Genomic DNA, 20,252 nt, shown 5'->3' with positions numbered 1-20,252 from the left:
TATCTTCTATTCCTCGTCGACGGATTGAGACGGTTTCGGTGGCAGCGGCAAGACAGGCAGCTCCGTCCTTTTCCGTCAGCCCGGCCGTCTTCTGAAGACCTCGGCGGATCGGTCGCCATGGGTGGACAGTTGTTGTTCGATCAGGCTGGACAGACGGTCGCGGAACACGGTGGAAGAGAATTTCAGCGAGTGCGCGCGGATGGCATGCGGATCGATATCGCCCTCCACCTCTTCGAACGCCGCCATCGTTTCCAACAGAGCTTCGGTGGTCTGTTGCGCAAAGCGAAAACCGACCTGCGGCGAGGAAACGGTTTCTCTGGCGCCGCCAGCGTCGAAAGCCAGGACCGGCCGCCCGGATGCCATGGCTTCCACCGGAAGGATACCGAAATCCTCCGTGCCCGGAAACAACAGCGCGCGGCATCGCGACAGGTGGTCGCGCAGAATGTTGAAGGGCTGGTGGCCGAGAAACTCAACGGTCGGTCCGGCGATCGACTTCAGATAAGCCAATTGTTCTCCCTCGCCGATCACGACCAGCTTCCGCCCGGCCTCGGTGCAGGCGCGAACGGCGATATCCGGCCGCTTATATGTGGTCAGTTGACCCGCATAGAGATAGAATTCGCCTTTTCCCTTCCCCACCGCAAAATCGTCCGTCGCAACGGGCGGATGGATGACGACGGATTCCCGGTCGTAGAAGCGGCGGATGCGGCTTGCGACATAGTCGGAATTGGCGACGAACACATCGACTCGCGAGGACGTCGTCACGTCCCAGGCGCGCAGCATGGGCGCGGTGATCGACATCAAAGCGCGCCCAACCCAGGGCAGGCCATGACGGTAGACATGGAACTGATCCCAGATGTAGCGCATCGGCGAGTGGCAGTAGCAGACATGCAGCGCGTCGGCGCGCGTGATGATGCCCTTGGCGGGTCCGGATCTGCTCGACAGCACGAGATCGTAGTCCTGCAGATCGAACTGCTCGAGCGCGAAGGGCATCAGCGGCAGCATCTTGGTATAGTGCCGCTGCGCGCCGGGGATCCTCTGCAGGAAGGAGGTGCGGATGTTCCGCGTCTTCAAAAAATCGCTGATGCGATCCCGGTTGCAGACGAGGGTGAAGATGTCGGCCTGCGGAAACATGCGGCACAGCTCTTCGACGACTTTCTCGCCGCCGCGCATCGAAACGAGCCAATAATGCACGATGGCGACACGAAGCTGCTTTGCGTCGCTCGCACCTCCGGCATCAGTGACACGTCTTTTCGCCATGACAGGCGCATCGCCGAGAAATGCCCTCGCGTCGGGAAGAGAGGTTGTTGCTTTGAGAGTCAACTCAATACTCCTTGTATCACCACACCGTCTGTCAGCTCGGGAACCGCATTCGCCGAAATCAGGCTCTGGTATTCGGCAAGAAGCGCGGCGCGCCATTCCTCGTGTGTCGAGGCGAGATCCGGCGACAGCCGGAAAGCCCGCTCGCTCATGGCGCGGACCTCATGTCTCGGCATCTGGCTGAATCTCGTCAAAGTATCGGCAAAGGCGCTTTCGTCAGCCGTATCGCAGGCAAGCGCCATGCCGGCTCTTTGCATTTCCTCGGCGAGAAAGGCGCTGCGCGACATGATGACCGGCAGACCGCTCCTGGCCGCTTCGATAGCGACGAGACCGAACGGCTCGGGATAGCGCGACGGCATCAACAGTGCGCGCGCCTTGCGGATGATCGGGCCGATCTCCGCATGCGACTGCCAGCCGACGGCCCTGACGTGATTTCCTGAAGCTGCGACCAGCGGCATCAGCGGCCCGTCCCCGATCACGCAGAGCCGGACGCCGGCTTTGCGCGTGGCGGCCACGGCGTCCTCTATGCCCTTCTCCTCATCCAGCCTCCCGATGAACACGAATTCGTCGTTGGCCTCCGCCTCGATGCGATTGATGGATAGCGGAGCAACGGGATTGCGGATCGTCGTCAGGCGTTCGGGCCGATATCCGGCGCCGACGAGAAAACCAGCCATCTTCTCGTGCAGCAGGATGATTCGGCCGAAATCGGCCTGATCCTTCAGCAGCCGTAGGATATTGGAGCCGCGGGCGACCCGCCACAATTTGTGGGAATAACTTCTCTTGTCGCAAGCCGTCGCAATGCAGCTTCCGCCGAGCGGGCGTCGAAGGCAGATTTCCTGTGCCTGATAGTCGAAGAAGGCGCCGTTGGGGCAGGCGGTAAAGAAATCATGCGCGTGAACCACGCATCGTCCGGCGACCGGCGCCAGTGCTCTGAAAATTGCCGGAGACAGGATCTGGTGCCAGCCATGGACATGGTAGACGGTATTGGCGGTGTCGTTTGCGGCAATCCAGTTCGCCACCATACGGACGGCGGCGCCGTTGTGAATGCCGGTCACGAAAGCCTTCGCACGCTCGGCGCTGAGCAGGTCGCGGCTGTTCAGACCGACCATCGAAACCCCGAGCGCGACAAGCTCCACATTGGCGGCGTCATCCCCGCAAATATAGGTCACGGGGATGTCGAGCCCCCGAAAAAGCTTAGCGGACAGCACCGCCAGCGCCGTCGCGCCGCCTCTGGCCACCGAATAGTCGTCGATGATGACCACGCGATCGATCTTTGTCGTGCCTGGGCCGGGAAAACGGCCGACGCTTGCTGCGGATCGGAGAGCCTCGGGAAGCGATGGGCGCATCACTTCACCGAAACCGCGCCGTTGGCACAGGCCTCCAGCGCCTTGCGGTTGAGAATGCGGATCTTGCCCTGCCCGCCGTCGATGATCTTGTTTTCCCGCAGGCGCCGCAAGCATTGATTGACCTTCTCGCGGGACGCCGGCAGCGTCGCGGCCAGGTCATTTTGCGAGATGATTAGTTCGTCGCCGCTATTTGCCGCATCTTTTCCATAAACAGCGGAGAGCCGCAGCAGCGTGCTGGCCAGCCTCGACTGCAGGCTCGACGCCGCATTGGCAATGATCCGGAGTTCAAGCTCTGAAATACGCGCCAGTGCCCTGGAGAAAACCTTTTCGCGAAAGCTTGGATCGCTGGCGTACATATCGCGCAGCAACCGGCCTTCGAAGAAATGCAGTTCGCAGTTGGAACCGGCGCGGTATTCGAGACTCAACGTCTGCCTACGCAGGACCTCGAGTTCGCCGATGAGGCCCGATTTCGGAATAATCTCGACGATGAATTCCCTGCCGTCGGGCAGCATCGTACTGGCGCTGACCACCCCCGAATGGACGCGCGCGAAGGTATCGACAAGGACGCCGGCTCCGGCGATGACTTCGCCGCGCCGGAACCGCCGGACGCTCGACCGGCAGGAAAGAAATTCGTCGTCGATGACGATGCGGCTGTTGAGATGAATGCTGCCGTTAGCCGATATCGCCGGCTTGCCGATGCCGGCCCTGCGATCTGATGTGTGTGTCGCCCCATCCATGCGCATAACTCCGAATACTCGAATAACCATAGAAAATGCTGCGCTGCATCATTTATATTGCCTTAATATGAGAGTCAAATAACATCAGCGAAATTTGACGTAAAGATAAAGCATCTACTTAGATTCAAAACAAAATATACATCACGAACTGAATTCAAAACCTCAGTGGAGCCAAAAAACCGCCGTTTGATCGAATATGACTGCCTATTAAAATGGCTTACTGAATTAAAAACAGCAATAATCGAAATGGTGATATCAAAACTGATAAATAAGCATCAGAAGATAATCGTCCCGAATTAGCTTAGATTGTCGTTTGAAATGAAAAGAACGCCGTCATGATGTAATCCAAACTCTCCATTGCCCGTTAGTAGCATAAACAATTTATTAAGGATTATGACCTTGGTAACAGACAACCAGAGTGCGGCGCAGCAAACTTTGAACGGTTCTTAATCGGAATGTTTTGGAGACCATCGATGACATGGGAAGCACATAGTTTCGAGGCCTGGTCGCGTGTCGGACGGTCCGCGAAAGACGGCGATCTCCATTCGTCCCGGCCTCGTGCCGCAGGCAGATCGTCGAAGCGCGCGATAGACCTTTTCATCGCAATCACGGCGCTGATCCTCCTTTCCCCGCTTCTGTTGATCGTCGCAATAATCGTGAAGATGAGCGACCGCGGCCCGGTCTTCTATTCCCATACGCGTATCGGCGTCGGCGGAGCGCCGTTCGGGTGCCTCAAGTTTCGCACGATGAAGACCGATGCGAGTGCTCAGCTTGCCGAATTGCTGCAAAACAACCCGGCTGCGCGAAGCGAATGGGAAGAGACACGCAAGCTGAAGGACGATCCGAGGGTTACAGCCGTCGGCGAGATCCTGAGGCGGTCGAGCATCGACGAACTCCCCCAGCTGATCAATATCGTGCGTGGCGACATGAGCCTTGTCGGCCCCCGGCCGATCACCGCCGAGGAATTGCCGCGCTACGGCGAGCATATTTGGGCCTACATGGCCGTCCGCCCGGGCCTGACCGGTCACTGGCAGACCAGCGGGCGCAACGATGTCAGTTATGAGTACCGGGTTTCCCTCGACGTTCACTATCTCGCCAACTGGTCGCTCGGTCGGGACTTCGTCATCATTGCCAAGACCATTCCCGCTCTGTTTTCGCAGCGCGGCTCTTACTGAGCATTCAAGGGGAAGCTGCCGACCATGCGTGAAATCGGAAGACACGCTGCCCCCGTCCCCTCCAAGCTGCCACTCCCTGGTTACTCCGTGATCTCGCCATTTTGGATTAGGACGACATGACCTCAAGCACGATCTTCAGCGGTGTTTCTCCGATATCTCTGCCTGCCGCAGTCACTGGCGGGAATTCGCCGCTGACCTTGCGAGATATGCTCTTCTTTCTCAGGATGCGCTGGCGATGGATTGTGGCGACGACGCTCGTTTTCCTCGCAATGGCGGGGATCTATGTGCTGAGCGCCGAGCCGACTTTCGTTGCCAGCACGCAACTTGTGATCTTCCCGCAGGTGAGCGGCACCGAAGCACAAAGGTCTTTCGCCGAAGACGCATTCATAGAGGGACAGCTGGAGATCGCCAGATCCAGCGATGTCATCGGCGAAACGGTAAGGGCACTTGGTCTCGATACCGATCCTGGCTTTGTCGATCAGGCGCCTTCGCTGCAGGATAGGGCAAAGAACTGGTTGATGGGGATTTCTTCTGAATCGGATTCGGAATCGCAGGAAGCAGTAGGCACAGGGCCGCGCCAGGCACAGCCGCAAGCGGAGGACGATCGGATCCAGGATCGGGCCATCGCTACTCTGCTGAACATGATAGGAATACGCCGGGTCGGGAGTTCGACGATCATCGAGATCTCGGCTGCTGCGTCGACCCCTCAAAGGGCCGTCGACATCGCCGATATGCTCGCCAGGCAATATATCCAGAAGAATATCGCGATGAAGGCCAATGCTTCCCGCCAATACAGCGAATGGCTGGCAAGATTTGTAAGCGAGCAGCAGCGTGGACTGGCCGAAGCTGCCAGCGCCCTGGCCAGCTTCACGAGCAATCCGCGCGATCAGTTCAAGCTTGCGGAGCTGCAGAGTGCAACGGACGCCCGCCGCACCCTCTACGAAAATACCTTGAACCAGTTGACGGAAGCCCGGCAGCGCATCACCTACCCGGTATCCGATGCCACGATCGTCTCGCAGGCCACACTGCCGCTTTCGAAGGCCAGACCACGCAGCGCGCTCATTATCGCCTTTGCGTCGGCGGTTGGTCTTGGCGTCGGGCTGGCACTCGCCATGATCAGGCACGCCGGCGATCGCCGGATCATCCGTCCCCATCAGATTGCGGAATCCGGCGGACTGCCCTTTGTCACTTTGCTGGCAACATCGAGGCGGATCCGCAATAGTCATCCGGCACGTTTCCTTGCTGCCGGTACCGGCAGCAGCAGCACAGCCGCCTATCCTGTCATACCGGGCATGGCGGAACTGAGCGCGACAGTCGTCGGTCTTCGGCGCAAACGCCGGGTCGTCATTGGAATCGTCGCCGTCAATCCCGGCAGCGGGGCGTCGACCATAGCATGCGAACTTGCGGTGCTGTCCTCGATATCAGGCGCTCACACGCTGCTGATCGATGCAGCCGCACAGAAATCGTCGCTCAGCAAATCGATCGCCCCGCATAGTTCCACAGGTCTCGTCGACGTTCTCGAAAATGGCGAACTGATCCAGACGGCGGCATTGGCCCTCACCCCGACGCTGAGATTTCTTCCCCTCGGCAAAGTCGAAGCGGTGACGCCAGCCATACGCCTCAGTTCCCGCCGCACGCAGTTGAGTTTCGCCGAACTGAAAAAGGAGTTCGACGCCATATTCGTCGACATTTCTGCATTCTCCGCGTCGCCGGATGCCAATGCGATCGCGCCGGAACTGGACGGTGTCCTCGTGGTCACGTCGCACGGGCGCACCTCGATCGACGACACCATGCGCGTCATCGACACCCTGCGGAATGTCGGCGCGGAGATCCTCGGCGCGATCATCAATCATGCACCGAAAAGAATAGATTCATGACCTCACCTTCGGCAGAAGCAACCAGGCAGCACAGCCCGATCGGACCGGCGCCCGTTCCTTGCGGCGCTGAAGCCATGGCGGGGCACGCGAACCGCCCATTGCGAATGGCCGTCGGGATCGCTTCGGCCGGCCGCCCCTCGATACTGCGGGAGACGGTGGATTATCTCACGGCCCTGCAGGATCAGGCCAAGCGGCTGATCGTCTGCGTGCCCGTGATCGACGACGCAGCCGGGCTCGCCGACCGCCGCGACGTGGAAGTCATCGTCGGCAGCCGCGGCCTGACCTCTCAGCGCAACAGGATCATCCAGGCGGCCGCTGCCGATACGGATGTTCTGATCTTCCTGGATGACGACTTCATTCCCGCCGCGACCTTCCTGTCGCGGATGGCGGCCGTCTTTGCGGCAAACCCCGACGTGGCGATCGCCACCGGCGAAGTTCTGGCCGATGGCATCCTCGACGGCGGCCTCAGCATGTCAAATGCTCTGCAGGTTCTTGAAACTGCGGCCGAAGAAGCCGTGCAGGTGACGGATGTCTATAACGCCTACGGATGCAATATGGCGGTTCGCCTTTCACCCATTCTCGAGCACGCGCTGGCCTTCGATGAACAATTGCCGCTCTACGGCTGGCTTGAGGATGTCGATTTCAGTCGGTCCATCGCCCGCTATGGCAGGTCCGTCCGTGTCGAAGGTGCCCGCGGGGTGCACCTCGGCGTCAGATCCGGGCGCCAGCCCGGCCGAAGACTCGGCTATTCGCAGGTTGCCAATCCTGTCTACCTGACCCGGAAGGGCACGATGTCGAAGGGCCGTGCCGTTGCACAGATCAGCCGTAACATCCTGGCGAATACGCGGGGCCTATTGTTCAATGATCGCTTGGTCGACCGTTGGGGACGTTTGAACGGCAATTTGCTGGCCCTGTCCGATCTTCTTATCGGCCGCGCCTCTCCGTCCCGCATTCTCGAATTCGGCAATCCCTCGCCGCGCGAGCTGCCTTCGCCGCCGATCGCAACGAAAAGGAGATAGCAGACATGCAGCGCACATCCTTGTCCGATCGCCTCATCTCCGCCGCCTTTGCCTTGCTGGTATCTTCCTGCGTAACCGGCTGGAGCGTCGCTCATGCGGAAAACTATACGCTCGTGCCGGAAGATCAGGTGCGACTGCGTGTCGTCGAATGGCGATCTTCGGATGCCCGGTATGCGAGCTGGGAGGCACTCGGCGGGACATATACGGTCGATGATACCGGCAATCTGGCGATCCCAATCGCTGGCCAGGTGCAGGCGATCGGCAAGACGACGGAACAGGTTTCCGATGCGATCGCCACTGCGCTCTCCGAAAAGGCCGAACTGCCGGGAAAACCGTTCATCGCGGTGGAGATCGCTCAACATGCACCGATCTTCGTAACCGGAACCGTGCAGACCCCTGGGCGCTATGCTTTTGAGGCCGATATGACGGTTATGAAGGCCGTCAGCATCGCCGGCGGCTTCCTTCGGGAGCGCGAGGAAAATACCGTCTTCGAGCGCGACCGGATCCAGGCCGCCGGCGCCTATCGAACCGCCATTCTCAACCGGCGCGATCTTCTGATGCGCCAGGCGCGGTTGCGCGCCGAGATTGCCGGCGAACAGAGTTTCGAGATCCCTGCCGAGCTCGCCGGAACGCCCGATGTGGACAAGCTGAAGGCGCAGGAATTGAACCTGATGCGGCTGCGACGCGTCGATATCGAAAGCCAGATCGAAGCGGCAAGCGACCTCAGCCGTCTCTACGGCCAGCAGGTCCAGTCTCTCGAGGCCAAGATCAATTCGCAAAAACGGCAGATCGACCTGGCGCAGAAGGAACTGGACAATGTCAACAGCCTGGTGAGCAAGGGCCTGGTCAGCAATTCCCGTCAGGTCTCGGTCGACCGCGGAGTCGCGGATGCGCAAGGCACCCTGATCGATCTCGAAGTCGCCCTGACCACGGCTCGCCAGGGGCTCAGCGAAGCCGACCGCTCGAAGATCAATATCGTCAACCGGCAGAACAGCGAAAACCAGGAACTGCTGAACCAGGTCAATCTGGCGATCGGCAGAGCGGCGATCGATATCCAGGTGGCCCAGCTTCTGGGCGAGCAGGCTGGCTACAGCGCGCAACTCGCCCAGATGAATACGGAAACGCCGGGTCTTGGCAGAGCGCAGAAGAACTACAGGATCGTGCGTCGCAACGAAGACGGGACTTATCGCAATATCGAGGCGGACGAGACGACCACCTTGCAGCCGCATGATGTCGTCGAAATCGGTATCGACACCGACCTTCAGACGCCGTCGCCTCCGCTGCAGCTGCAGTCCGCACCGCAGCAGCAAAGCTCGACCGTCCCGCTGTCGAATGTGGCAGGCGATAATCAATCGGCTGCCGGCTGGATATCCCAGACGGGATCGAATTAGGGGGCGGTTGTGAGCATCGACGACAACTGGCGGCTTCCGCCCCAAGCATCGCGCCGAAAGGCGGATGCCCGTCTTCGGCACCTCCGCCGCTTGCCGTCCGGATCGGGGTCTGAAGCATGTCGATAGAACCGATCGGTTTCATCGTTCTGCTGCTTGGCCTGCTCGGCATGGTCAACGGCGCGCGTTTTGCGGTGGCGACCCTTTGCCTGTCGACGCTGCTGGGGGCCGCAGCGGCTCTCCAATTGCCCGCGCTCGGCGGCAGCAGCATCCAGCCAAGCCATCTACTGGTACTTTTTCTCGTGGCCGCCGCCCTGTTACGCCCGGCTCAAACACAGGCCATGCTGACCAGTCTCGCCTATCCGGGTCCTGGTTTCTGGTTTGCCTGCTACATCCTGTTTTCCGTAGCATCCTCTTTCTTCTTGCCCCGCATCTTTGCGGGCGCGACCTTGGTCTACTCCTCTGCACGAGACGCCACGGGCATGATGTCGACGGTGGCCGCTCCCTTGTCGCCGGGTTCGTCCAATCTCAGCCAGTCCTTCTATCTGCTCGGCGATCTGGCCTGCTTTGCTGCCATCTCGGGGCTTGCCAGGCTCGGATATGCCCGTTTCATCGCACTGCAGTTGATCGTGGCCTCGATCGCATGTTTTGCCCTGGCGTTGGTCGATATCGGAACGTTCCTGACCGACCAGTCCTACCTGCTCGATGTCATCAGAAATGCGAATTATACGATGCATACGGCCGAGACCATCAGCGGCTTCAAACGCATCGTCGGTCCGTTTCCCGAAGCAAGCACTTATGGCGCGGTCGCATTGACCTATTTTTCCTTCACGCTCATGCTTTGGCTGGAGCGCGTCCAAAGCCGCATGGCGGGACTTGCAACGCTTTTTATCGGCCCGACGATCGTCCTTTGCACCTCAACAACCGCCTATATCGCCGGCATCTTCGTTGTCTGCATGTTCGTGCTCTATAGCTTGAAACGACTGATCGGCGGCCCGGCCACGACCCCGCACGTGGCACTCCTGGTGATCACGCTGTTCTTGATTCCCTGCGCCATCGTCGCGCTCAGCCTTGTCCCCGATGCGTGGGATTCCATCGCCGGCTTGGTGAACACCACCTTGTCAGACAAGCTTCAATCGCAATCCGGCGAAGAGCGCACTGCCTGGAACACGCTGGCATTGATCGCATTCGTCGATACTGCCACCTTCGGCGCCGGGCTCGGCACGGTTCGAGCCTCGAGTTTCATCGCTGCATTGCTCTCCAATGTCGGATTGACCGGCACTCTTCTCTTCGCCGCCTTCCTGTACAGCCTCGTGAGAGCCTCGGGCCGGCATAGGTCAGGCAATCGGGAGATGCACGCGATCGGAAACGCGGCGGTGATGGCATCCATCGCCCAGGTCGCCTCGGCGGCGATATCGGGAAGCGGCACCGATCTCGGTTTGCTGTTCAGCACCACGGCCGGCCTGGCGGCCGGCTGCCTGGCGGCAACCAATACCTCGCCACGCCGCGCGACCCGATCGCTTGCCAACCGGACTCCACTGGGGACATCGACATCTCTGATGAGAGCGCCGATGTTTTCAACACGATGACGCCCGCTGTGGAGCTCCGCCATGGCGTAGCATGGCAATCTCATCAAGCCGTTGGCGTGCCGGCACGGGGCCGAAGCCAGCCGGCCACGCCGCATCTTTCAAGAATCTCCTGTAGAAACAAACTGGCGAACGAACGCCGTCCTGCAAGGCCATCCGCAGAAGGCTATGCGGCGGATTCCATGTCGATATTAGCCTTGCGGGCGCTCACGGGTGGTCGCGACGCTATCTGCAGCGGAATTGTTTTCCCGCAGCCTGGCACTGCGTCGCAAAAACCCCGAGAGGAACACGCCCGCCAGATAGCCGATTTCCATGAGCGAGAGAATGGCGACACCGAAGACGATTGCCGCAATCACCGAAGACCCGTCGACGAAAGCCACACTGCCGAAGCCGATTGCGACGAGAAATGCAAAAATTGCGAAAGCCCAGGCGCGGATGGAGGCCCCGGCAGCGATCGAAATGACGGCTGCCACAAGTATGGTGATCAACATGACAATCCCCCTCCCCTCCGCATTCCACCAAACGTCCCGGCACCAATTGTCGTACCGCGAAACGATATGTCGAAACACAGCCTTATGACAGACAGGGCATTCCTCATAATGAATACCTCAACAATGAAACACGCAAAAGCCGCCGTCAGCCAGATACCGATTCAGCACCAGTTGGACTGGATGTCGGCAATATATACTGAACAGGGCCTTCATATGACAGACCTGTCGGCTCAATTCACAACTGTTCCCTCGCCTCGCAAAGACAATGCCGATTCAATCGTATTGCGCACAATCGGAAGGGTGATGACATGAATAATCAGTGCGTCGTCTACGTCACGGATGTCGAATATTCATTTCCGACCATTCTCTCGGCGCTTCAGGCTCGCAAATTCGCAAGCCCCGTGACCGATGTCTGCGTCCTCATGTCGGAACATCTCGACAATTTCGAAGAGCTGAAAGCCCTGCTCGCAACGAACGGGGTCATATTGATCGATGCGACTGAGGCGCTGCAGGACTCCCTCGGCAAGCTCGACAGTTCGCATTTCCAGGGACGCATCAGCGTCAGCACGATGGCCAAGCTGGTCCTTTGCGAGATCCTGCCTGCCCATTATACTCAGATCATCTACCTCGATGGGGATACCCAGATCGTCAGCGATCTGGGTGCTTTCGAAAGTACAACTGTGCCCGAAGGCAGGTTTTTCGCGGCGCGCGATTACACGGCGATCCATGACTTCCTCGATACCGGAAAGGACAGCCACTATTTCAATGCAGGGGTCCTGAAATTCCATCGCAACGGCTGGATAGGACAGGAGGCGCTTGAGCTTTTTGCTAGAAATCCCGAGGCTTGCGATGGCAAACATGATCAGGGCGCATTGAACTATGTCTGCGGTTCATCGCTCATCCTCGTATCGAACCGGTGGAACTTTCCCAAACAGTTCCTTCATCTGGTGACCATGTCCTCCTTGTCGATCGTCCATTATATGGCGCATCCGAAGCCATGGCACGGAACCTTCTTTCCATGGACCGATAAAGAAAGCCAAGTGTACGTCGACCTGCGCAAAGCACATCCGATTTACAACTCGCTGTATCGCGGAATAAGCTTCGACCGTAAGATGCTGTATAAATATCGATCGATACGGGCGCGCATCGAACACGCGATTGAGAAAGACGAATTCAATCCTCGGGTTCAGAGCCTGCTGGTTGGCGATTATGCCGTATGATGATGTATTGCTGGTCCGACCTGAATGTTCGCGAAACTGAACTCAGCGTCGCCGGTCGAGCCGTGGATTTGCAGACGGAAGCGCAAGTATTCATCCATTCATTCCAGGAATGGATAATGTTCAGGACAGAATATGAGTTATAGGGCTTCCGCCGCCAGTATCTCGCATTATGTGAAAGCCCGCTTACGCCGGTCGCTCAAGGCTCGGCAGGTTCGCTATGACCTGCTGCGCATCGGCCTCAAGCAGGCGCGCCACGTCGTCATCTGCGTCATCCGCGACGAAGGGCACCGGCTGGCCTTCTTCCTGCAGTATTATCGTGATCTCGGCTTCGAGCACTTCATCTGCATCGACAACGGCTCGACCGACGGCACAGCCGAGTTGCTGTCCAGCTTCGACGACGTCTCCCTTCTTTCCGCTCATGGGTCCTACAAGGCGGCGAGATTCGGAAACGACTGGATCAACGAAGTTATCAACCGGCACTGCCGGGAGAAGTGGGTCCTGTATGTCGATGCAGATGAATTTCTGGTCTATCCCCATTGCGACACTCGGCCGATCGATCAATTGACCGCCTATATCGAATCCATGGGCGGCCACTCGCTCCGCTCGGTCATGATCGACATGTATAGCCCGCATCCCGTTCTCGACAACATCTGCGAACCCGGTCGCAACCCGCTCGAGGTCTGCAATCTCTTCGACCGATCCGGCTATATCGCGCATTTCGACAAACGCAACCGGACAATATGGATCAAGGGTGGCGTTCGCGGGCGGGTCTACTTCCACGACAGGCTGTGGGACGGCCCCGCGCTCAACAAGATACCTCTCGTCTATGTGGCCGGTGAACGTCTGTTTCTCAAATCATCGCACCAGGTCTGGCCGCTCTCGCTGAATTTGGGCGACATGCGCGGAGCGCTCGGCGTATCCGGCGCCCTTCTGCATTTCAAGTTTTTGTCGACCTTCGTGCACAAAGTTGCCGATGCTGCACACCGGTCCCAACATACGGAAGAATACACCGTATACTCCTCAGGCAAGAACATGGATGACTTCGTCCATGACGATACGGGGACCTACAGAAGTTGGAAGGACCTGTCCGATCACGGGCTCATACAGGGTGAAGGCTGGAAATACTGGAGGAATGCCTCCGAGACCGAAGTCTAATGCAAGTCGTCCAAAAATGCGCAGCGGTTTTGGGACGACGCGCATGAAGACAAGAGCCAACACGTCAACCCGAGCTTTCAGCCTGCATCATCTGACTATCAACTCCCCATCAAACACAAAGCCCGCCGGCGGCGGGTTCTGTTGAGGCTTCTGCCGTTCCGTTTTATTTTATCGAGGCGCCGCCTCAAACGAGAGACGTCACACCCTCGGCATAAGCCTCAAGCGCCTTGCGATTGAGAATGCGGATTTTGCCCTGTGTCCCGTCGACCACTTTGTTCTCGCGCAAACGCCGCAGGCATTGGTTGACCTTCTCACGCGACGCCGGCAGCGTTGCGGCTAGGTCATTTTGGGAGATGATCAGCTCATCGCCACTATTCTCCGCATCCATTCTGTACAGGGCGGAAAGACGCAGCAGCGTCCGGGCCACTCTCTGCCTTAGACTCGATCCGGCATTGGCAATGATCCGCAGTTCGAGTTCGGAAACACGCGCCAGCGCCTTTGACAGGATCTTCACCTGAAATTGCGGATCGTTCGCACACAAGTCCCGCAGTAATCGACCGTCGAAGTAATGGAGTTCGCAGTCCGAGGAGGCCCGATATTCCAGGTTGAGAGACTGCTTGCGCAGCACTTCCAATTCGCCGATCAAGCCACCTTTAGGAATGATTTCGACGATGAACTCTCGTCCATCGGCAAGCGGGGTGCTTGCACTCACCATTCCGCGCTGCACACGGGCGAACATGTCGATGAGGACACCGGCGCTGGCAATAAGCTCACCGCGACGAAACTTGCGAACACTCGAGCGGCAAAACGGGAACTCGTGATCCAAATCCCCCCGATCACCGTAAACAATACCTACAGTTCCGAAAGTAATCGCTTCGCCTATTCGCGCCGCGTTTCCTCTAGTTCTGTCGTCTCTGATGCTAATCACCCCATCCATAAGTGCAACTCCACGCAGACTAATTGGCTTACTAGATCGATAGACATTCGTAATAAGTTGAATTAGAAAGTCAAACAGTAATAAAATAAAAATATCGTGTTGAAACTATACATAATAATGACGGATCCTCACATTTATATATCGTAAAATTCATATTGAATTCTGTCTTAGGCAACGCTTTGAAGCTGTACGACGATTTTTATAGGATTTATGACAATTGCCAATCCGCAGAATATGTTAACAATTATAATAATAATGTCATTTATTACAATAAAGATAAATAATATTTTTGCTACATCGCCAAAAGCGAAGGTTATATTTAATATATTCACAGGAATTTCTTCAGAGAATAAAGAATTTATTCACGATTATGACCTCGGTCACAGACATAGAACTTGCAATAAAACAAGCTTTGGCTGTGATTTCTGGGGTTTGTCTAACGGAGACGCGGATGGCGGGGAAAAATCAGGGCATAAACCCGATCAAACCTTGGCGGGATTTCGCCAGGGCGAGACGGGAAAGGCGTCCATTCAATTCGTTACAATCCCATACGATCAGCAGAATTCTGAAGCGCGCGTTGGACCTCATCATTGCAGCAGGGCTCTTAGTCCTTCTGTCGCCGCTCCTTGTATCGGTAGCAGCCATCACAACGCTAAGTGATTGGGGGCCAATTTTCAATTCCCATCGCCGGATCGGTTATAAGGGAAAAGAGTTTGGTTGCCTCAAGTTTCGTACGATAACAGTCGATGCAACGGCCAACGCGCCTGTCACAGTCGTCGGCGATATTTTGAAACGATCGAGCCTCGACAAGCTTCCGCAATTGATCAACGTGTTGCTGGGTCAAATGAGCCTCGTCGGGCCCCGCCCCATTACCAAAGAAGAGCTGTCGCATTACGGTGAACATGCTTACGCCTACATGGCCGTCCGTCCCGGCCTGACTGGCCATTGGCAGACCAGCGGGCGCAACGACGTCAGCTACCGGAATAGAGTTTCCCTCGACGTCGAGTATTTGTCCAAATGGACGCTGGCGTTGGATTTCGTGATCGTGGCAAAGACGCTCTCCGCCCTGCTTTCCCGGCACGCCTTACTGCCCAGGGTGGATTCCTAAAGCGCGTCGCAATCTTTCAGCTTCGCGCCCAGCTTAGCCGAGCATCCGGCCGGCCTCGGTCATGTCGCTACCCATGAGGGCGTTTGCCCGTGACATGGGAGCGCTCAGTGATGGCGTTCTTTTTCCGGCGCTTTTGAATATGCCACAAGGAGAAGGCAAATAGACCCACCAGATAGCATATCTCCATCAATACAAGCACTTCGAAACAAGAAACGACAGCCTCCGTCAAGGAGGTACCTTTCAGCAGGATCACGCCGCCCAAGGCCGTGACGACTAGAAATGCAAATATTGCAAAGGCCGAGGCGCGGATGGTGGCTCCGGCAGCGATGGAGACGGCAACCACGACGAACGTGCTCTTCAGCATTATTCTGATCCTCTCTTCACACCTCCTTCAAGCCACCGTCAGCCGTCAACGACATGACAAAACCCAAAGTCGAAACGAAGTCCGATCAAAGTATTTTATCTATTAGGGTTAAAATATTGCTAACAACTGCCCAGCAATTCGATTGAACCCCATCGGGTAATATTCGACTATTCATCTGGAAGGCCCGTTCTACCGATTAAACCCAAGAAATTCTTGGATATTGCAGTCAGAAAGATTTAGGCATCGGAGGCTTATACAGGAGCAAGTAATGCAGTTCCGGCGTTCCCTCGCCGAACTGAACGTTCACGTGTTTTTCCTGAAAAGATGAATTTGGCAATAGGCTTACGCTCGAGCGCATGTGCGCTGGCAACGATCGGGCTTACGCTCGTCCGGCAAGCGCGACGGCCTCAGTGTTGCGCAACAGCCTACGCAAGACTCGGCTCCTGCGATGGACCCGGATTGTTCATCTGAGGTGATCGGCGCGCAACAACGAAACAGAGCCCGCCGCCATGGCGAGCTCTGCTGATGTCCTTGCCGGTTGAACACCTGCGATGAATTGCCGGCATCGAGGCCGGTATCGGCAAGCCTATTTCGAGACAGCGCCGGCCAATTGCCGTTTTGCGACGCGTTGGAGACTGAGGTTTTCCAGCCAGGTGACTTGTTTCCTCAATTTCAACGCCGGCTTTTCGATGAATCTCCACGAGAAGGCGGCAAAGCAAGCGGCAATGATGCTGCAGACAATGCCGTTCAGCCACCAGTTATGCGCCCAAGGTCCGAGCGCTACGAACGCCTGTTGGATCGGATAGCCATAGAGGAAGACGCCGTAGGAGTAATCAGCTCCACGCAGGACGCCGAGCTTGCGGGGCGAGGTGAGGCCAAGGAAGACCGTGACATATCCCATGGCCGGAATGGCAACAAAGTCCCCAAAGGAGGTGAACCAATAGGCCCATAGGATGAACGCCACCGAGGCGAGGAAAATGCGGATATCCCAAAGAACCTTGTCCTTGTAGAGATAGAAGGTCACCCCCACAAGAAAAGCACAAATGAGCAGATTGCCCGACGCAGTCGTCGGCATATTCGCCCAATCACTTTCATGTTTCCAATATCTTGCGATACCGAAGCTTATGATCAAGGCCGGCGTTGCGATAAGGGCAATCACCCGCCGCCTGACGACGCCGAGCAAGAAGAGGACGGCAATCACCCCATAGCACTCAAGCTCGAAGGGCACCGTCCAGAGCTGCCCGTTCACCATCGCGGCATCAGGATTATCCAGGAATACCCCGGGAAGATTGAAGTGAATGTGCCCTGTGACATTCATCAGATATGTAAAAAACTGAGGATCGGTGAAATAGTCACGCAGGTCATACTCTGTATAGATCGCACCGAGTATAAAGGCAGCCAACAATACCTCTACCGCAAGAGCAGGGTAGATCCGGATAAATCGGTTACCGAGAAAGGAAATCAATGTCTTCGATCGTTCAAGACTGCCAGCCACCAGGAACCCGCTCAGGACAAAGAACATGGGCAGCACAGACTTGATAACAGGGCGGAAGGATGACTCCCAGAGAAAGAGGTCATCGCCGTACGTGACGCGGGCCGTATGTATCCAAAGCACTGAAAAGGCTAACAGTAATCGCATATAATCAGATCCTGTCGGTCGCCCGTTCGCTTGATCAAGCTTTTCGCCGAGAAACATCTGTGCCCCTTTCAGAAGTATTGACTCGATTTGGAATGGCAAGCCGTTGCCGCAGAGCGGCGCCGGCATCATTGCCGGGTCGGGGCCGCGTGTCAGTGACCACAGGTACATCAGTTAAAAATTGAACGAGAGAGCAGCCCTCTCCCGAAGACGCGTCTCTGACCATCAACCCATGGCCCCTGTGCTTCCCGAGGTGCCCTGCGATGGTCGGAGTTGGTATCCAGGTGATCGGGCAGCGGATTGGATGAGGAGACTATGAAATTTCTGGCCACCCTGTTTTGTCTTGTTCTCGCCTCTATCGGATTGGGGCTGATCGCAGGCGGCGCCTGGCTGCTGCTCCTCGGCGGTTCGCCCTATTACGCGATCACCGGACTTGCCTATCTGGTTGGCGCATTTCTGCTGTGGCGCCGGAAGATATCAGGCAGCCTCATCGTCCTGCTTGTCGCCGTTCTCACCCTTCCCTGGGCGTTATGGGAGTCGGGTCTTAATTTTTGGGCGCTTTTTGCCCGCTTGATGTCCCCCATCGCGCTGGCAAGCTTTGCGCTTCTCTTTGCTCCGTCGCTTTCCCTGACCGCCAACCGGAAGCTCTTATATGGCGGTGCCTCGGTTACGGCGATCCTGTTCGTCGCGGGTGTCGGCCTGAGCTTTGTGCCGCACGGCATTATCCGCCCCTCCGCCGACATCACCGCCTACAAGACCCCCAAGGGCGACAACGCTCCCTCCGATTGGACATCCTATGGCCGCACCACCGCAGGAGATCGTTATTCGCCATTCGATCAGATCAACCGCGGCAATGTGTCCAAGCTCGATCTTGCCTGGACATATCGCACCGGAAAAAGCGATGGCGCCGATCAGAACACCCCGCTGCAGATCGGCGATACGGTCTACACCTGCACGCCGACAGACGTGATCGCAGCGCTCGATGCAGATACCGGCAAACCCCGCTGGACCTTTGACCCCAAGGCGACGGCGCCTTACTGGCAACGCTGCCGCGGCCTCGGTTACTACAAGATGCCAAAGGCGACCCAGTCAGCCGATGGTCTCTGTAACGAGCGTTTGGTGCAGACGACGATCGATGCCCGTCTCCTGGAAATCGATAGCAAGACCGGCACCCTCTGCAAGGACTTCGGAGACAATGGCACCGTCCAGCTTTCCCAGGGCATGGGCGAAGTCAAGTCAGGCTATTATTTCCAGACATCGGCGCCGCTGATTGCCCGCAATCTGATCGTCGTCGGGGGTTGGGTCACGGACAACCAGGAGGTCGGCGAACCCTCCGGCGTTATCCGCGCGTTCAACGTGGTCACCGGCGAGCTCGAATGGGCATGGGATCTCGGCAACCCCGAGATCACCAAGCTCCCGCCGGACGGCCAGACCTATACGCGGGCCACGCCCAACATGTGGACGATGGCCGCTTTCGACGACAAGCTTGGCCTCATCTATGCACCGCTCGGCAATACCACGCCGGATTATTACGGCGTCAATCGCCCTGGTTTCGCCGATCAATACAACGCGACATTGGTGGCGCTCGATGTAACGACGGGTCGGGAGAAATGGAAATTCCAGACCGTCCATCACGATATCTGGGACTATGATCTGCCGGCCCAACCCCTCCTGATCGATCTGCCCGACGGCAATGGCGCCACCGTGCCCGCTCTGCTGCAGACCACCAAACGCGGGCAGCTTTTTCTCCTCGACCGTCAAACCGGCACACCGCTTGCCGAAGTTCAGGAGAAACCGGTGCCGCAGCAAGGCGGCGCGCCGGAAGAAAAACTGTCCCCGACGCAGCCCTACTCCGTCGGCATGCCGACAATCGGTGCGGAGCGCGTAACCGAGCAGACGGCCTGGGGCCTCACCATGTTCGATCAGCTGGCATGCCGCATCGCATTCCGCAAGATGCGCTACGACGGCGATTTCACCCCGATCGGCACACAGTATGCGATCCAGCAGCCGGGCAATCTGGGTGGTCTCAACTGGGGAAGCGTATCGGTCGACTTGCCGAACAACAGGGTCTTCATGAACGATATTCGCGTCCCCAGTCTCTTCTCACTCATTCCGCGCGCCGAATACGTCGACTTTGCCCTGACCACAACCGCGCACGGCCCCTCCGCCCCCCAGCGTGGTACGCCTTACGCCATGGCCACCGAGATGTGGACATCGAGGCTTCGCGTCCCTTGCACGCAACCGCCCTTCGGCACCGTCACCGCAGTGGATCTGAAGACGCGCAAGATCGCATGGCAGGTTCCTGCCGGCACAGCCGAAGAACTCGGGCCGTTCAAGATCAAAACCAAGCTGCCTATGCAGATGGGCCTTCCGAGCTACGCCGGCACGTCGGCCACCGCCGGTGGAATCGTCTTCTTCGCTGGCTTCCAGGACTATTATATCCGCGGCTATGATGCCGAGAATGGTACCGAACTCTGGAAATATCCTCTGCCGGTCGGTTCGAGCGCGACGCCTATGACCTATGTATCGCCGAAAACAGGCAAGCAATATGTCCTGATATCGGTTGGTGGAGCGCCATACTCGAAAGATGTTGGCGACTATGTGCTGGCGTTTTCTCTAAAGAACGGAGATTAACCCCTCAAGTCCAGTGAACCGGCTGCGCTCAGGCTGAATCTCACGCCTGGCGACCAGGATCGATTGGCTAGGGGGGGCTCCGGATCAATCCTTATTTCTCCATAGAACGACGCCGACGCGTCCTTCCATTCGAAACCCCGAGGACTTCAACGGCTGCGTGAAAGGAACCCGTAAGTAATGATTTACTATACCAGATCTTGCTCAATACTGAGGGCAACAGCCGTCGAACCGATATCACGGACTACCCCATGCTATGACGGCA

At 57.5% G+C, this 20,252-nt stretch carries 16 protein-coding genes; 9 read left to right on the top strand and 7 right to left on the bottom strand.

Features of this window, described 5'->3' with window-relative positions; genetic code table 11:
• Positions 1-75 precede the first annotated feature (75 nt).
• The 3 genes from ACS4RR_RS07315 to ACS4RR_RS07305 are packed head-to-tail and all read right to left on the bottom strand — an operon-like array spanning position 76 to position 3,400.
• Positions 76-1,320 (bottom strand): glycosyltransferase family 4 protein, encoded by a 1,245-nt coding sequence (locus ACS4RR_RS07315; RefSeq protein ID WP_456189907.1) that lies wholly within the window; start codon positions 1,318-1,320, stop codon positions 76-78.
• The gene (locus ACS4RR_RS07310) at positions 1,317-2,663 is read right to left on the bottom strand and encodes a glycosyltransferase family 4 protein (protein WP_260109322.1); all 1,347 of its coding nucleotides are present in this window, start codon (positions 2,661-2,663) and stop codon (positions 1,317-1,319) included. The genes ACS4RR_RS07315 and ACS4RR_RS07310 overlap by 4 nt, the downstream gene beginning before the upstream one ends.
• A complete protein-coding gene (locus tag ACS4RR_RS07305) occupies positions 2,663-3,400 on the bottom strand; it encodes a Crp/Fnr family transcriptional regulator (RefSeq protein WP_026154330.1) in 738 nt (245 codons plus the stop codon). Before ACS4RR_RS07305 ends, ACS4RR_RS07310 begins: the two co-directional genes overlap by 1 nt.
• A gap of 473 nt (positions 3,401-3,873) precedes the next feature.
• On the opposite strand from ACS4RR_RS07305, the gene ACS4RR_RS07300 reads away from it, so the two are divergent.
• The 5 genes from ACS4RR_RS07300 (at position 3,874) to ACS4RR_RS07280 (ending at position 10,448) form a co-directional block, all read left to right on the top strand.
• A complete protein-coding gene (locus ACS4RR_RS07300) occupies positions 3,874-4,575 on the top strand; it encodes a sugar transferase (RefSeq protein WP_017965906.1) in 702 nt (233 codons plus the stop codon).
• Positions 4,576-4,691: 116 nt separating this feature from the next.
• Positions 4,692-6,452: a GumC family protein gene (locus tag ACS4RR_RS07295; protein ID WP_456189906.1), complete on the top strand. Its 1,761-nt coding sequence runs from the start codon at positions 4,692-4,694 to the stop codon at positions 6,450-6,452.
• The gene (locus ACS4RR_RS07290) at positions 6,449-7,471 is read left to right on the top strand and encodes a glycosyltransferase family 2 protein (RefSeq protein WP_260109324.1); all 1,023 of its coding nucleotides are present in this window, start codon (positions 6,449-6,451) and stop codon (positions 7,469-7,471) included. The genes ACS4RR_RS07295 and ACS4RR_RS07290 overlap by 4 nt, the downstream gene beginning before the upstream one ends.
• A gap of 5 nt (positions 7,472-7,476) precedes the next feature.
• Positions 7,477-8,862: a polysaccharide biosynthesis/export family protein gene (locus tag ACS4RR_RS07285; protein WP_456189905.1), complete on the top strand. Its 1,386-nt coding sequence runs from the start codon at positions 7,477-7,479 to the stop codon at positions 8,860-8,862.
• Positions 8,863-8,978: 116 nt separating this feature from the next.
• Positions 8,979-10,448: a hypothetical protein gene (locus tag ACS4RR_RS07280; RefSeq protein ID WP_456189904.1), complete on the top strand. Its 1,470-nt coding sequence runs from the start codon at positions 8,979-8,981 to the stop codon at positions 10,446-10,448.
• 188 nt (positions 10,449-10,636) lie between these two features.
• On the opposite strand, the gene ACS4RR_RS07275 is transcribed toward ACS4RR_RS07280, so the two are convergent.
• Positions 10,637-10,936: a hypothetical protein gene (locus ACS4RR_RS07275; protein ID WP_456189903.1), complete on the bottom strand. Its 300-nt coding sequence runs from the start codon at positions 10,934-10,936 to the stop codon at positions 10,637-10,639.
• 308 nt (positions 10,937-11,244) lie between these two features.
• Here ACS4RR_RS07275 and ACS4RR_RS07270 point away from each other — a divergent pair, with 308 nt between their 5' ends.
• Together ACS4RR_RS07270 and ACS4RR_RS07265 are read left to right on the top strand one after the other, a co-directional pair.
• On the top strand, positions 11,245-12,156 hold the full coding sequence (locus tag ACS4RR_RS07270; protein WP_222386831.1) for a glycosyltransferase family 8 protein: 912 nt from the start codon (positions 11,245-11,247) through the stop codon (positions 12,154-12,156).
• Positions 12,157-12,288: 132 nt separating this feature from the next.
• Positions 12,289-13,311: a glycosyltransferase family 2 protein gene (locus ACS4RR_RS07265; RefSeq protein WP_456189902.1), complete on the top strand. Its 1,023-nt coding sequence runs from the start codon at positions 12,289-12,291 to the stop codon at positions 13,309-13,311.
• A 184-nt stretch (positions 13,312-13,495) separates the two neighbouring features.
• Here the strand turns inward: ACS4RR_RS07265 and ACS4RR_RS07260 are convergent, their stop codons facing one another.
• Positions 13,496-14,248: a Crp/Fnr family transcriptional regulator gene (locus ACS4RR_RS07260; RefSeq protein WP_456189901.1), complete on the bottom strand. Its 753-nt coding sequence runs from the start codon at positions 14,246-14,248 to the stop codon at positions 13,496-13,498.
• Between the two features lie 451 nt (positions 14,249-14,699).
• Here ACS4RR_RS07260 and ACS4RR_RS07255 point away from each other — a divergent pair, with 451 nt between their 5' ends.
• Positions 14,700-15,356: a sugar transferase gene (locus tag ACS4RR_RS07255; protein ID WP_222386834.1), complete on the top strand. Its 657-nt coding sequence runs from the start codon at positions 14,700-14,702 to the stop codon at positions 15,354-15,356.
• A 67-nt stretch (positions 15,357-15,423) separates the two neighbouring features.
• On the opposite strand, the gene ACS4RR_RS07250 is transcribed toward ACS4RR_RS07255, so the two are convergent.
• Both ACS4RR_RS07250 and ACS4RR_RS07245 read right to left on the bottom strand, forming a co-directional pair.
• A complete protein-coding gene (locus tag ACS4RR_RS07250; protein WP_222386835.1) occupies positions 15,424-15,720 on the bottom strand; it encodes a hypothetical protein in 297 nt (98 codons plus the stop codon).
• Positions 15,721-16,306: 586 nt separating this feature from the next.
• A complete protein-coding gene (locus ACS4RR_RS07245) occupies positions 16,307-17,416 on the bottom strand; it encodes an acyltransferase family protein (protein WP_456189900.1) in 1,110 nt (369 codons plus the stop codon).
• 255 nt (positions 17,417-17,671) lie between these two features.
• On the opposite strand from ACS4RR_RS07245, the gene ACS4RR_RS07240 reads away from it, so the two are divergent.
• Complete coding sequence (locus ACS4RR_RS07240) at positions 17,672-19,990, top strand: membrane-bound PQQ-dependent dehydrogenase, glucose/quinate/shikimate family (RefSeq protein WP_456189899.1); 2,319 nt, start codon at positions 17,672-17,674, stop codon at positions 19,988-19,990.
• Positions 19,991-20,252 lie beyond the last annotated feature (262 nt).

Origin of the sequence: Rhizobium zaerense, from assembly GCF_051810725.1 — a bacterium.
GTDB lineage: Bacteria > Pseudomonadota > Alphaproteobacteria > Rhizobiales > Rhizobiaceae > Rhizobium > Rhizobium leguminosarum_I.
The sequence above is the reverse complement of the archived record's forward strand: the minus strand, read 5'-3'. Positions and strand labels throughout refer to the sequence as shown.

Excerpts from the sequence above, each read along its gene's own strand:
- ACS4RR_RS07310 (WP_260109322.1), bottom strand. The coding sequence starts at position 2,663 with ATGCGCCCATCGCTTCCCGAGGCTCTCCGATCCGCAGCAAGCGTCGGC.
- ACS4RR_RS07305 (WP_026154330.1), bottom strand. The coding sequence starts at position 3,400 with ATGGATGGGGCGACACACACATCAGATCGCAGGGCCGGCATCGGCAAG.
- ACS4RR_RS07300 (WP_017965906.1), top strand. The coding sequence starts at position 3,874 with ATGACATGGGAAGCACATAGTTTCGAGGCCTGGTCGCGTGTCGGACGG.
- ACS4RR_RS07295 (WP_456189906.1), top strand. The coding sequence starts at position 4,692 with ATGACCTCAAGCACGATCTTCAGCGGTGTTTCTCCGATATCTCTGCCT.
- ACS4RR_RS07290 (WP_260109324.1), top strand. The coding sequence starts at position 6,449 with ATGACCTCACCTTCGGCAGAAGCAACCAGGCAGCACAGCCCGATCGGA.
- ACS4RR_RS07285 (WP_456189905.1), top strand. The coding sequence starts at position 7,477 with ATGCAGCGCACATCCTTGTCCGATCGCCTCATCTCCGCCGCCTTTGCC.
- ACS4RR_RS07280 (WP_456189904.1), top strand. The coding sequence starts at position 8,979 with ATGTCGATAGAACCGATCGGTTTCATCGTTCTGCTGCTTGGCCTGCTC.
- ACS4RR_RS07275 (WP_456189903.1), bottom strand. The coding sequence starts at position 10,936 with ATGTTGATCACCATACTTGTGGCAGCCGTCATTTCGATCGCTGCCGGG.
- ACS4RR_RS07270 (WP_222386831.1), top strand. The coding sequence starts at position 11,245 with ATGAATAATCAGTGCGTCGTCTACGTCACGGATGTCGAATATTCATTT.
- ACS4RR_RS07265 (WP_456189902.1), top strand. The coding sequence starts at position 12,289 with ATGAGTTATAGGGCTTCCGCCGCCAGTATCTCGCATTATGTGAAAGCC.
- ACS4RR_RS07260 (WP_456189901.1), bottom strand. The coding sequence starts at position 14,248 with ATGGATGGGGTGATTAGCATCAGAGACGACAGAACTAGAGGAAACGCG.
- ACS4RR_RS07255 (WP_222386834.1), top strand. The coding sequence starts at position 14,700 with ATGGCGGGGAAAAATCAGGGCATAAACCCGATCAAACCTTGGCGGGAT.
- ACS4RR_RS07250 (WP_222386835.1), bottom strand. The coding sequence starts at position 15,720 with ATGCTGAAGAGCACGTTCGTCGTGGTTGCCGTCTCCATCGCTGCCGGA.
- ACS4RR_RS07245 (WP_456189900.1), bottom strand. The coding sequence starts at position 17,416 with ATGTTTCTCGGCGAAAAGCTTGATCAAGCGAACGGGCGACCGACAGGA.
- ACS4RR_RS07240 (WP_456189899.1), top strand. The coding sequence starts at position 17,672 with ATGAAATTTCTGGCCACCCTGTTTTGTCTTGTTCTCGCCTCTATCGGA.